13 protein-coding genes and 2 pseudogenes are annotated in these 12,533 nt (G+C 63.1%); 8 read left to right on the top strand and 7 right to left on the bottom strand.

From position 1 onward, the window contains the following. Positions 1-243 precede the first annotated feature (243 nt). A complete protein-coding gene (locus tag AB5975_17280) occupies positions 244-999 on the bottom strand; it encodes a spermidine synthase (GenBank protein ID XDR18413.1) in 756 nt (251 codons plus the stop codon). Positions 1,000-1,115: 116 nt separating this feature from the next. On the opposite strand from AB5975_17280, the gene AB5975_17275 reads away from it, so the two are divergent. Beyond that, entirely contained in the window at positions 1,116-2,462 is a 1,347-nt protein-coding gene (locus AB5975_17275) for a class II 3-deoxy-7-phosphoheptulonate synthase (protein XDR18412.1), read from the top strand. Here AB5975_17275 and AB5975_17270 read toward each other — a convergent pair. Next, positions 2,443-3,659, bottom strand: a pseudogene (locus AB5975_17270) (winged helix-turn-helix domain-containing protein). The gene AB5975_17275 and the pseudogene AB5975_17270 overlap by 20 nt on opposite strands. Positions 3,660-3,742: 83 nt before the next feature. After that, entirely contained in the window at positions 3,743-3,961 is a 219-nt protein-coding gene (locus tag AB5975_17265; GenBank protein XDR18411.1) for a DUF1127 domain-containing protein, read from the bottom strand. A 97-nt stretch (positions 3,962-4,058) separates the two neighbouring features. Here AB5975_17265 and AB5975_17260 point away from each other — a divergent pair, with 97 nt between their 5' ends. Further along, the gene (locus tag AB5975_17260) at positions 4,059-4,910 is read left to right on the top strand and encodes a LysR substrate-binding domain-containing protein (protein XDR18410.1); all 852 of its coding nucleotides are present in this window, start codon (positions 4,059-4,061) and stop codon (positions 4,908-4,910) included. Between the two features lie 31 nt (positions 4,911-4,941). Here the strand turns inward: AB5975_17260 and AB5975_17255 are convergent. Then, positions 4,942-5,690: pseudogene (locus AB5975_17255) on the bottom strand (sulfite exporter TauE/SafE family protein). A 113-nt stretch (positions 5,691-5,803) separates the two neighbouring features. Here AB5975_17255 and AB5975_17250 point away from each other — a divergent pair. From AB5975_17250 to AB5975_17240, 3 genes are all read left to right on the top strand, one after another. Beyond that, positions 5,804-6,757 (top strand): LysR family transcriptional regulator, encoded by a 954-nt coding sequence (locus AB5975_17250; GenBank protein ID XDR18409.1) that lies wholly within the window; start codon positions 5,804-5,806, stop codon positions 6,755-6,757. A 58-nt stretch (positions 6,758-6,815) separates the two neighbouring features. Further along, positions 6,816-7,271 (top strand): MarR family winged helix-turn-helix transcriptional regulator, encoded by a 456-nt coding sequence (locus AB5975_17245; GenBank protein ID XDR18408.1) that lies wholly within the window; start codon positions 6,816-6,818, stop codon positions 7,269-7,271. 140 nt (positions 7,272-7,411) lie between these two features. Further along, entirely contained in the window at positions 7,412-7,840 is a 429-nt protein-coding gene (locus AB5975_17240; GenBank protein XDR18407.1) for an organic hydroperoxide resistance protein, read from the top strand. A gap of 57 nt (positions 7,841-7,897) precedes the next feature. Here AB5975_17240 and efp read toward each other — a convergent pair whose 3' ends face one another. Both efp and earP read right to left on the bottom strand, forming a co-directional pair. Next, on the bottom strand, positions 7,898-8,467 hold the full coding sequence (gene efp, locus AB5975_17235; GenBank protein ID XDR18406.1) for an elongation factor P: 570 nt from the start codon (positions 8,465-8,467) through the stop codon (positions 7,898-7,900). A 48-nt stretch (positions 8,468-8,515) separates the two neighbouring features. After that, positions 8,516-9,649, bottom strand: a complete 1,134-nt coding sequence (gene earP, locus AB5975_17230) for an elongation factor P maturation arginine rhamnosyltransferase EarP (protein ID XDR18405.1) — start codon at positions 9,647-9,649, stop codon at positions 8,516-8,518. A 129-nt stretch (positions 9,650-9,778) separates the two neighbouring features. Between earP and AB5975_17225 the strand changes: the two genes are divergently transcribed. Together AB5975_17225 and AB5975_17220 are read left to right on the top strand one after the other, a co-directional pair. Beyond that, entirely contained in the window at positions 9,779-10,177 is a 399-nt protein-coding gene (locus AB5975_17225; GenBank protein ID XDR18404.1) for a hypothetical protein, read from the top strand. Between the two features lie 2 nt (positions 10,178-10,179). Further along, positions 10,180-10,650, top strand: coding sequence for a GreA/GreB family elongation factor (locus AB5975_17220; protein XDR18403.1), 471 nt, complete (start codon positions 10,180-10,182; stop codon positions 10,648-10,650). A gap of 71 nt (positions 10,651-10,721) precedes the next feature. Here AB5975_17220 and AB5975_17215 read toward each other — a convergent pair whose 3' ends face one another. Further along, entirely contained in the window at positions 10,722-11,660 is a 939-nt protein-coding gene (locus AB5975_17215) for a LysR family transcriptional regulator (GenBank protein XDR18402.1), read from the bottom strand. 118 nt (positions 11,661-11,778) lie between these two features. Between AB5975_17215 and AB5975_17210 the strand changes: the two genes are divergently transcribed. Further along, positions 11,779-12,528: a 3-oxoacyl-ACP reductase family protein gene (locus tag AB5975_17210; GenBank protein ID XDR18401.1), complete on the top strand. Its 750-nt coding sequence runs from the start codon at positions 11,779-11,781 to the stop codon at positions 12,526-12,528. Positions 12,529-12,533: the final 5 nt, after the last annotated feature.

Here is a 12,533-nt window from a genome sequence, read left to right as displayed (position 1 = left end):
ACCCGAAATAGTGGGGGACGTGAGGAATTTTTTCAGGGTGCAGGGCCACTGTCGGGCCATCAATTACTCCTCGCTGAATCGATAATGCCCTGCCCCCTGACGCGCTCAGTGTAGGAGCGGCCTTGCGTCGCGATAGGGCCGCAAAGCGGCCCCTGCAATGTACGCGGCGAAGCTGAGATCCTGGGGGCGCTTCGCACCCCTTTCGCGACGCAAGGCCGCTCCTACACTGACCGCGTCAGGCATTCAAGTAGCTGGCCGAATCTCGCAAATCAACCCCTCCAGGCTATAACCCAGTCGCGGCGCCAGCGCCTCGGCCCGGGCCCGCAAGCCATCCAGGTCCAACGCCTGCTCCAGGTCCGCCGGCACCAGCAAGATCACATTGCCCTCCTTCACCGGCAACTCCCAGTAATGCCGGTGGTACAAGCCGCGCAGCAACGCCGCGCCCAGCGGCTTGCCGTCGTCGGTGGCCCACTGGTTGATCACCAGCCAGCCGCCTGGGTTCAACTGCTGCTGGCAGTTCTCCAGGAAGTTCCATGCCAAGTGCCCCACACCCGGCCCATGGTCGGTGTACAGGTCGACGAACAACAGGTCGGCCTTCTCCGCCGTGGGCAGCAACTCGATGGCGTCACCGATGCGCACGTACAACCGAGGGTCGTCATCCAGGCCCATGTACTCCATGGCCAGGCGCGGCACATCAGCGCGCAACTCGATGGCCTCGATGTCATCAAGCGGCAGAAACTTCATGCACGCCTGGGTCAGCGTGCCGGCCCCCAGGCCAAGAAACAGCGCGCTCTCCGGCTGTTCATGGCACAGCGCGCCCACCAGCATGGCACGGGTGTAGTCGTACTCCAGCCAGCTGGGGTCAGCCGTGAACACGCAGCTTTGCTCGATGGCATCGCCGAATTCCAGAAAGCGGTAGTCGTCCACTTCGTACACGCTGATGACGCCAAAGGCATCCTCCACCCGTGCCAGCAGCCGCTCTTGCCGTTCCGCCGTCATGCTCACCACCCACCCGCGCAAAAACGCGCATTGTCCGCCAACACCCTTGATGCAACAAGCGCAGCGCCAACTGTTACCATGGCCTGAAGCCTACAACCGACAAGACCGAGCCCGAGATGAACCAACCGTGGAGCCCTGACAGCTGGCGCGCCCTGCCGATCCAGCAGCAACCGACCTACCCCGATGCCGCGCACCTGCTGAAGGTTGAACAGACCCTGGCCAGCTACCCGCCGCTGGTGTTCGCGGGCGAGGCACGCGAGCTGCGCAGGCAGTTTGCCGAGGTGACCGAAGGCCGTGCGTTCCTGCTGCAGGGTGGCGATTGCGCCGAGAGCTTCGCCGAGTTCTCGGCGGCGAAAATCCGCGACACCTTCAAGGTGCTGCTGCAAATGGCCATTGTCATGACCTTTGCCGCTGGCTGCCCGGTGGTCAAGGTGGGGCGTATGGCCGGGCAGTTTGCCAAACCGCGCTCATCGGGCGATGAAACCATCGGCGACATCACCCTGCCCGCCTACCGAGGCGATATCGTCAATGGCATCGGCTTTGACGCCAAAAGCCGCATCCCCGACCCGGAGCGCCTGCTGCAGGCTTATCACCAGGCCACCGCCAGCCTTAACCTGCTGCGCGCTTTCGCCCAGGGCGGGTTTGCAGACCTGCACCAGGTGCACAAGTGGAACCTGGACTTCATCGCCAACTCGGCGCTGGCCGACAAGTACCACCAGCTGGCCAACCGCATCGATGAAACCCTGGCTTTCATGCGCGCCTGTGGCCTGGACAGTGCGCCGCAGCTGCGCGAAACCAGCTTCTTCACGGCCCACGAAGCATTGTTGCTGAACTATGAAGAAGCCTTCGTGCGTCAGGACAGCCTGACGGGTGACTACTACGACTGCTCGGCGCACATGTTGTGGATCGGCGACCGCACTCGCCAGCTCGACGGCGCCCATGTGGAGTTTCTGCGCGGCGTGCACAACCCGATCGGGGTCAAGGTTGGCCCAAGCATGAACCCAGAAGAGCTGATCCGCCTGATCGACACGCTCAACCCGGCCAACGACCCTGGGCGCCTGAACCTGATCGTGCGCATGGGCGCGAACAAGGTCGGCGACCACCTGCCGGGGCTGATCCGCACTGTCGAGCGCGAGGGGCGCAAGGTGTTGTGGAGCTCGGACCCGATGCACGGCAACACCATCAAGGCCAGCAGCGGCTACAAGACCCGCGATTTTGCGCAAATTCTGGATGAGGTGAAGCAGTTCTTCCAGGTGCATCAGGCCGAGGGCAGCCATGCCGGCGGCATCCATATCGAGATGACCGGGCAGAACGTCACTGAATGCATCGGCGGTGCACGGCCGATCACCGAGGACGCGTTGTCTGATCGGTACCACACCCATTGCGACCCGCGAATGAATGCCGATCAGTCGCTGGAGTTGGCGTTTTTGATTGCCGAAACGCTCAAACAGGTGCGGCGCTAAGTGCCCGGCGCAGCTGGCTGCCCTCTATGCGCGGGCAGTTCAGTTGCACCCTCTCCAGACCCAACCAGTTGGCCAGTCGCAACAAATGGCCCGCCAGCGCGTCATACCCCTCCTCGTCTAGCCCAGGTGTTTCTGCATGCACGGCGTGCACTGCCAGTTGCCCTTGGGTGCGTTCGGCACGCAGGTCTACCCGCGCGACGATCCGTTCGCGGTATAGAAACGGCAGCACGTAGTAGCCATACACCCGTTTGTGCGCCGGGGTGTAGATTTCCAGGCGGTAGCGGAAGTCGAACAAGCGCTCGGTACGGTTGCGCTCCCAGACCAGCGAATCGAACGGCGACAGTAGCGCGCTGGCTTCGATGCGCCGGGAATGCGCGGCATACCAGCGCAATAGCCGGGTTGCTTCCACCCCTGCACCGCGACCGCTTGCAAGCGACCGTCGGCCAGCAGCTCGGCCAGCGCCGCCTTGCCCTGCGCCGGCTCCAGGCGAAAGTAGTCGCGCAGGTCACGTTCGGTGCCAACACCCAGGGCAGCGGCGGCGTGAAGCATCAAGCCCTGATGCGCCTCGGCCTCGCGGGGTAGTGTCTGGTCGAGGATCGCCTTGGGCAAAACCTTTTCCGGTACATCGTAAAGCCGCTCAAAACCACGGCGGCCCGCCACAGTCACTTCGCCTGCGGCGAACAGCCACTCCAACGCGTGCTTTTCCTCGCTCCAGTCCCACCAGGGTCCGGCGCGTTCCTCGCGGGTGGACAGGCTGCCCGCGCCCAGTGCGCCCTGTTCACGAACAGCAGCCAGTACCCGGGCGATCACGTCCTGGCGCTCGCGGCCAAACTGCGCGAGCTGGCGGTAGATACCGCGACCATCGGCAGCATGGGCCATGCGCCAGCGCAGCAGCGGGTACAGGCTCAATGGCAGCAGCGAGGCTTCGTGCCCCCAGTATTCGAACAACTGGCGCTGGCGGCCCCGGCCCCAGGCAAGCTGGTCGAGGGTGGCAGGCGAATAGTCGCCCAGCCGGGAGAAAAGCGGCAGGTAGTGGGAGCGAACCAGAGCGTTGACCGAGTCGATCTGCAGCACGCCCAGGCGTTGCAGCATGCGCTTCACTGCGGGCAGGGTTGGCGGTGCTTCCGGGTGTTTGCCGAAGCCTTGGGCAGACAGTGCCAGGCGGCGGGCCTGGTTGATGGACAGCTTGAGGGACAAGCCTGGTCTCCTTGTATTGCCTGCTCTGGCCTCTTCGCGGGTAAACCCGCGAAGAGGCCGGTAAGCCCAACGACAAACTTAGCCTATTTACGCAGCGGATCATCCCAGAAATGCCGCTCGGCCTCTTGTTGGATATCCGCCCGGCTCAACCCCAGGTCATGCAAGGTTGCATCACTGAGGCGGGCCAGTTCCTGCCGCTGGCGGTACAGCTGCAGCCAGCGCACCGGGCGCTGCAGGGCCGCATGCCACAGGTGGTTCAGGGAAAAGGCAGGTTGCTGGATGCTGCTGACATGACCTTTCATCGTGAAGCCCTCCGTGTTGGATGGCCTCAGTTTCACGCCGGGCTTAAGATCAATCCAACGAATGTTTCTGATGCGATGCATCTCGGAGATTGATGCAATGTCCCAGTACCAGAGCCTCGATGCGGACGTGCTGCGCACCTTCGTCGCCATCGCCGAGCAAGGCGGCTTCACCCGCGCCGGTGAGGTGGTCAACCGCACCCAGTCGGCGGTAAGCATGCAGATGAAACGCCTGGAAGAAGACATCCTGCAGCGCCAACTGTTCGAGCGCGATGGCCGCCAGGTAAGGCTGACCGCCGAAGGCCAGGTGCTACTGGGCTATGCCCGGCGCATCCTCAAGCTGCACGGCGAAGTGTTCAACACCCTGCGCATGCCGCACATGGTCGGGCTGGTGCGCATCGGCACACCAGACGACTACGCCATGCGTTTCCTGCCGACCATACTTTCGAGCTTTGCCCAGGCCTACCCGCTGGTGCAGGTGGAGGTGCACTGCGACTCCTCCAAGCAGCTGATGCTGCGCCAGGACCTGGACCTGACCATCGTCACCCGCGAGCCGGGCAACGAGGTTGGCCAACTGCTGCGTCAGGAACGCCTGGTGTGGGCTGCCGCCGAAGGCTTTTGCCCACAGGAACAGCGGCCGATGCCGGTGGCGCTGTTCAACACTGATTGTTTCTGCCGGGCCTGGACCTGCAATGCCCTGGAAGCCCAGGGCATTGATTACCGCATTGCCTACACAAGCCCCAGCTTGGCGGCGATCTTTGCCATAGTCACGGCCGGCTTGGCCGTGACGGCGCAGTTGCAAAGCCTGATTGGCGGAAACATTCGCATACTGGGTGAACAGGATGGGCTACCGCAGCTGCCAGTGGCCAATGTGATGCTGGTGCGCGGTACTCAGCACCCTTCGCCTATTACCGATTGCATGGCGGACTATATCGTCGAAGGGTTCAAGTAATTTGGGGCTGCTGCGAATGGGCCGCAAAATCTCAAAGCTCAAACCCCAGCATCACCGCACACACAACCAGAAACACACAGAACATCGCCCGCAATACCTTCTCCGGCAGCGCATGGGCCAACTTCACCCCCAACTGATACTGAGCAAGCCACCCACCGCCAACGGGATCCCCACTCCCCAGTCAACGCTGTGGTGCACGCCATAGGTCACCAAAGTCACCAAGGTACTCGGCGCGGCAAGTGCTAGCGACAGCCCTTGCGCCACCACCTGGGTGGTACCGAACACACTGGTCAGGATCGGCGTGGCCACTACCGCCCCGCCCACGCCGAACAAGCCGCCCATGGTGCCGGCAAAGCTGCCCAGCACGCCCAGCCATGGCCAGGCATAACGCAGTTCGGCACTGGGCGGCGACACCTTCATGAACATCCGCGCCACGTTCCACACCGCCAGCGCCACCAGAAAGCCGACAAAGCCCAGGCGCATGGAATGCGCATCCAGCCCAACCGCCCAGATCGACCCCAGCCACGCGAACAAGAAGCTGCACGCCGACAGCGGCACGGCATGGCGCAACTCGATGCGGTTGCGCTGGTGATAACGCCACAGCGCCAGCAGCACGTTCGGCACCACCATCACCAGCGCCGTCCCCTGTGCCAGCTGCTGGTCCAGGCCAAACAGCACGCCAAGTGCCGGAATCGCAATCAACCCGCCACCAATGCCGAACAAGCCACCCATGGTGCCCAGGGCTGCACCCAGTACGATATACAACAACCACTCGATCATCAGGGCCTCGCCCGCCAGTGCCAATAATGCCAGCATGCTAACGACTGTGCGCTGGCGGGGAAACGCACAGCAGCGCACAATGGCTGTGCGCTTTTCGCAAAAGCAAGGCAGCCATGAGCCCCGATACCCTGACCGACCAACTGAGCCTGTTCCTCGATGTGCTGGAAACCGGCAGCTTTTCTGCCGCCGCTCGTCGCCACCCGCTGACGCCTTCTGCGGTAGCCCGGCGCATCGACAACCTTGAAAGTGCCGTCGGCAGCCGCCTGTTCACTCGTAGCACCCACGCCGTGAGGGCCACTCCTGCCGGCAATGCATTTGCCGAGCGGGCCAGGCGCATCATCGAGGAACTGCGCCTGGCCCGAGCCGAAGCGGTGTCGCTGAGCAACGCCCCCGAAGGGCTGATCCGCATTGACGCCCCCGCCGCGTTCGGCCGCCGCCACCTGGCCCCGGCGATTGCCGACTTCCTGGTGGCCTACCCAGGCCTGGACGTGCAACTGCGCCTGATCGACAGCTTCGTCGATCTGCATGGCAGCCACCTGGGCGAGGTCGACCTGGTACTGCGCGCCGGCCCCTTGGCCGACACCCGCCTGGTCGCCACGCCGCTGGCCTACATGGTGCGTATCGCCTGTGCCAGCCCCGCCTACCTGGCAAGCCGCGGCATACCCACCTGCCCCAGCGAACTGCCAGGGCATGACGGGCTGGACTGGGACGGCCTAGCGCCGCCGTTTGCCTGGCGCTTCAGCGTAGCCGGGCAAACCCGCCTGTACCGCCCCGCACGCATGCGCATGGCCGCCAACAACGCCGAAACCCTGTTGTTCGGCGCCCTCGCCGGCTTAGGCATAGCCCACCTGCCCACCTGGCTCATCAGCGAATACCTGCTGCGCGGCGAGTTGATCCCGTTGTTTTGCGAGGGCGGCCTGCCGGAAGCCGAGAGCAGTGGTATTTACGCGCTACGCCTGGAACACGAAACGAACTCTCGCAGCCGTTTGCTGCTCGAATTCCTCAAGAGCCGCTTCAGCCCGATTCCACCCTGGGACCTGGCTTTACGCAGTGAACTGCGCGAGTAATGCGCGCACTAATGATCAGCGTGCCAGAATTTCCCATTGATTACCTTGAAGGACCTGCATGAACGCCGACACCCACGCATCCTGTGACGAGCTGCTGCTGGACAACCAGGTCTGCTTCGCCCTGCACTCCACCTCGTTGCTGATGACCAAGGTCTACAAACCGCTGCTGCAGGCGCTGGGCCTGACCTACCCGCAATACCTGGCCATGCTCGTGTTGTGGGAGCGTGACGGCCTGACCGTGGGCGAAATCAGCCAGCATCTGCTGACCGACCCAGGGTCGCTGACCCCGCTGCTCAAGCGCCTGGAAAGCGAAGGCCTGTTGCAGCGCAATCGCAGCCGCGAGGATGAACGGGTGGTGATGGTGCATCTGACCGACAAGGGCCGCGCCCTGCAACAGCAGGCCAAACAGGTCCCGCAGTGCATCCTCAAGGCCAGCGGGCGCACCCTGGAGCAATTGCAGCAACTGCAGGCGGACCTGCTGGACCTGCGTGAGAGCCTGCAGAAAAACCTCTGAGGACTATGCTGTGCTGTGGCCGTTCGGATGAGCGGTGACGATTTATCTTGCGCACTAACTAATTGCGCGCTAACTTAAATCCCACACCAACCCGCGCCCTCCTGCAAACGGGAGCGCACAGCACATTAGCGAGGCTCAAGATGCAAAAGGTCACTCCGCTGTACATCGCAGAAGCTACCTCCACCGGTGGGCGCGACGGCAAATCCAAGTCCAGCGACGGCAAGCTGGTCGTCAGCCTGAGCACCCCCAAGGAACTGGGCGGCGCTGGCGGTGACGGCACCAACCCTGAACAGATGTTCGCCGCCGGATATTCGGCATGCTTCATCGGCGCCCTGAAATTCGTGGCCGGGCAAGAGAAGAAAGCCCTGCCGGCAGATGCCTCGATCACCGCCAAGGTGGGTATCGGGCAGATCCCGGGCGGTTTCGGCCTGGACATCGACCTGCACATCAACCTGCCGGGCCTGGCCCAGGCGGATGCCGAAGGGCTGGTGGAGAAAGCGCACCAGGTCTGCCCGTACTCCAATGCCACCCGCGGTAATGTGGATGTACGCCTGCATGTGACGGTGTAAGGCCCAGGCATAAAAAAACCCGGCCAAGGCCGGGTTTTTTGCGTCTCGCAAGAAGAATTACTTCTTGGAACGGCCTTTGAAGCTGTTGTCGCGAGTGTCGATGTCGATCCACTCGTCGATCTGGATGAAGTCGGCAACCTGGATCTCGGTGCCGTTCTTCAGTTTGGCAGGCTTCATGACCTTGCCCGAGGTGTCGCCGCGAGCAGCGTTCTCGGTGTAGACAACCTGACGGCTGATGGTGGTCGGCAGTTCAACCGATACCAGGCGGCCTTCGAAGAACACGGCTTCGCAGATGTCTTCCATGCCTTCTTCGATGTACGGCAGAACGGCGTCGATGTCTTCGGCGTTCAGTTCGTACATGGTGTAGTCGGTGGTGTCCATGAAGGTGTACGAGTCACCGCTGATGAACGACAGGGTCGCTTCTTTGCGATCCAGGATCACGTCGTCCAGCTTGTCGTCCGCACCGTATACGGTTTCGGTCTTGTAGCCGGTCAGCAGGTTCTTCAGCTTGGTCTTCATGATCGCGCTGTTACGGCCCGACTTGGTGAACTCAGCTTTTTGAACCAGCCACGGGTCGTTGTCGATCCGCAGGACGGTACCGGGTTTCAGTTCTTTACCAGTTTTCATTACGAAGTATCCGAATCTGGATGGATTTATAAAAATCGAGGCCGCGTATCATAGCGAATTTCGGTAAAAGTGTACTAGCGCTGTGGCAAGGTCCGGCTGAGCGGCCTGTCTCACCACCCAACGCCGGGCATGTTGCTGCAGTTCTGGCCAATGCTGGCGGGCCGCCTGCCAGGCCTGGCCCATGTCGAAATCCATGTTCCAGGCGCGCCACAGGCCAAGCAAGGCGGCATCGGCATCGCCTGACAAGCCACGGCGATAATGCGCCAGAAACGCTTCGAGCTTTTCCCAATGGGCATTCTCGTCCTGCACATAGATGTGCCACAGCATCGGCTGCCCCGCCCACTGCGCACGCACGAACGAGTCCTCACCGCGCACGGCGTTGAAGTCGCAACTCCACAACAGCCTGTCGAAGTCGTCCTGGCTGACGAAAGGCAGCACCTGTACGGTCAGCGCCCCACGCGTGCGCACATCGCCCACCTGCAGTTGCGCCTCGCCAAGCCACTGGCTGAGCCCTGCGACGATGCGCCCTTGCGGCACCAGCAGGTGACACGGTTGCGCACCTGTAGCCAGGGCATCGAGCCAGCTGGCCAACTGTGGGTTTTCGTAGGCGAACAGCGAGACCAGCAACGCCCCCGGCACAGGGTTTACGCCAAGCCCTTGCAGGAAGGTTTGGCGCGCATCGGCGGACTGCTGGAACGCGTCACGCCGCGCCAGCAGCGAGCCCTCGCGCAGCAAGCCACCGGTTCTTTCGGTAAACCCCGGGAAGAAAAACACCTTGCGCAGGCCGTTGGCCTGCGGTGAAGGCAAGCCATGGCAACCCTCCACCCAATCCTCGGCGCTAAGGTACTCAAGGTTCAGCCACAGCGGCGGCAGCGGGCGGGCACGCATGGCTTCGACATAAGCCGCCGGTAGCTGGCAGGCGAACGCGCCGATCACCACATCGGCCGGCACCACCGGCAACCACTGCGCCGGCCAGTGGCGTACATCCACACCGTGCTGCCACTGCTGCGCAGCGGTGGCATCGGCACCGGGGCACATGGGCACGAAGGCGTTGAGGTCATCCACCCACAGGCGCACGGCCATGCCATGCTCGGCCACCAACTGCCGGGCCAGGCGCCAGGTCACGCCGATGTCGCCGTAGTTGTCGACGACGCTGCAGAAGATGTCCCAGGTGGCGTTCATGCGCCCCTCCCGTGCTGATGCAAAAACCGCGAATTCTGCGCATAAATTGTCGCCGACAAAAGCACCTGCGCGGAAAAATGCCCATGCGCATGCGACAATGCACCCCGACCACCTTGCCAGGAGGCTGCCATGCCCCGCCACCGTGAACTGAAAATCACCCTCAAGCCGTTGCAGTTGATCCTGTGCGTTGCCTTGGGCCTGTGGCTGGGCGCCGTGGCCATTGCCGTGAGCCTGTGGCTGGCCCAGCAATGGTGGCCACAGCAGGTACAACCTCTGGCCCAGGCTGCAGCACCCAACGCGTACCGCCCCGCCGCACCACCTGCGCCGGCTGCGGCCCAGGATACCCAGGCCGAAATGTTCGAGCGCTACAAGGACATCCTGCACAAGCAGGAACTGCAACAGGCCGCCGACGCCGCCCAGGGCAACCCGCGCAACCTGAACAGCCCCAAGTGCCAGTTCTGGCTGCAGCAGAACCGTACCGCGCCCACCGACAAAAGCCAGGCCAACGTGCTGGAGTTCTGTTACTGACCATGAACAAGCCCCACCTGCTGGCGCTGATCGTCGCCACCCTCGAGCACGACCTGGATGTGCTGACCCGCGCAGCGCAAACCGCCTACGAGGCCGCCACCGCCGAAGAGAACATTGCCGAGAACAAGTACGACACCCTGGGCCTGGAGGCCTCGTACCTGGCCACCGGCCAGGCCCGCCGCAGCGGGGAAATCCGCCAGGCGCTGTTGATTTACCAGCAACTGCTACTGCGTGACTACGACCCGGCGCGCGGGGTGCAGGTGAGCAACCTGGTGACGCTGGAGGATGAGCTTGGTGGGCAACGCCGGCTATTGCTCGGGCCAGAAGCCGCTGGGTTGAAAATTGGCGAGGGGGATGGGCTGGTGACAGTCATTACCCCACGCTCGCCGTTGGGGCAGCAGTTGATGGGCAAGAAGATCGATGACGAGGTGAATCTGGGCCAGCAGTTATTGTTCATTGTTGATGTTGCCTGACCCGGCCTCTTCGCGCCTGGCCTAACGCGGTCATTGCAGGAGCGCATCAACCCAGGAAAAGTGCTGCAACGTCAAAGGGCCTGCAAAGCATCGAACCGCCCCGCCAACCCCTGCTCGGCAAACTGCTCCACGACAAAATCGATGAACGCCCGGGTCTTGCCCGGCATCAGCTTGTGCTCGGCGAAATACAGGCTGATATGCCCATCATCCACGTACCAGTCCGGCAACACCCGCCGCAGCCGGCCTGCCTGAAGGTACGGCACGGCAAACGGCAAGCTCACCAGGGCAATACCCAGCCCTTGCTCGGCCACCGCGCAAGCCGCGTCCGAATCGCTCATGGTCATCGCCTGGCGCAATTGCAGTGGCTGCTGCGCCTGCCAGCGACTGGTCAGCGGCCATGAGCGCACCCGCCCGGTCTGCGGTGAACGAATCAGAATACCCTCATGGCGGTGCAGCACCTGCGGGTCGTCGATTGGCGCGTGCTGCTGCAGATAGGCCCGTGCCGCCACCAGCACCCGGTGCGCCGGGGTCAGCTTGCGCGCCACCACGCCTGGCGGCAGTTCGAAACCACCGCCAATCGCGGCATCGAAGCCTTGGCCAATCAGGTCGACCTGGCGGTTGTCGAAATGCCAATCCGGGGTAATCGCCGGGTAGCGGCGCAAGAATTCGCTCAGCAACGGCAGCACGTACAAACGCCCGAACACCGTGCCCATGCTCACCCGCAGCAACCCGGCCGGCTGGCCTTCGGCGCTGGCCAGGTTGGCCACGGCGTACTGGATAGTGCGGAAGCTGTCGCTGACCTCGCCAAGAAAACGCCGCCCTGCTTCAGTCAAGGTCAGCTTGCGGGTACTACGCTGGAACAACCGCACACCCAGACGCGCTTCCAATTGGGCAACATGCTTGCCCACAGCAGCCGGGGTAATGCTCAGGCGCCTGGCCGCCTCGGCAAAACTGCCGACTTCGGCACTGCGGATGAAGCATTCCAACGCGTTGAACGATTCCACGGCCATGATTAGCAACCCAAGGTTTACTCTGCTGATAGTGATTGCCATCTTATCAGCAGGTAATCAAGCGCCGATACTTTGCCCATCCAAGGCATTTCGGCCTGGCTTCCAGCAGGAGATCAGCATGTCCAAGCAACTTTCACTCGAAGGCAAAGTGGCCCTGGTTCAGGGCGGTTCCCGCGGTATTGGTGCGGCCATCGTACGGCGCCTGGCCCGCGAAGGCGCGCACGTGGCCTTCACCTATGTCAGCTCTGCCGGCCCGGCAGAAGAACTGGCCCGCGAAATCAGCGAAAACGGTGGCAAAGCCCTGGCCCTGCGGGCCGACAGCGCCGATGCAGCGGCCGTGCAACTGGCAGTGGATGACGCCGTGAAGGCCTTCGGCAGGCTGGATATCCTGGTCAACAACGCCGGCGTGCTGGCGGTGGCCCCGCTGGCCGAATTCGACCTGGCCGACTTCGACCGCATGCTGGCGGTGAACGTACGCAGTGTGTTCGTCGCCAGCCAGGCCGCCGCACGCTACATGGGCCAGGGTGGGCGCATCATCAACATTGGCAGCACCAATGCCGAGCGCATGCCGTTTGCCGGCGGTGCGCCGTACGCCATGAGCAAGTCTGCGCTGGTTGGCCTGACCCGCGGCATGGCGCGTGACCTCGGGCCGCAGGGCATTACCGTGAACAACGTACAACCGGGGCCAGTGGACACCGACATGAACCCGGCCAGCGGCGAGTTTGCCGAGAGCCTGATCCCGTTGATGGCGATCGGCCGGTATGGCGAGCCAGAGGAAATTGCCAGCTTCGTGGCTTACCTGGCGGGGCCTGAAGCCGGGTACATCACCGGGGCCAGCCTGACGGTGGACGGTGGGTTCGCAGCCTGATTGAA

It is taken from the genome of Pseudomonas putida (assembly GCA_041071465.1).
Taxonomy (GTDB): Bacteria; Pseudomonadota; Gammaproteobacteria; order Pseudomonadales; family Pseudomonadaceae; genus Aquipseudomonas; species Aquipseudomonas putida_P.
This window is presented reverse-complemented; position numbering and strand designations above follow the sequence as displayed.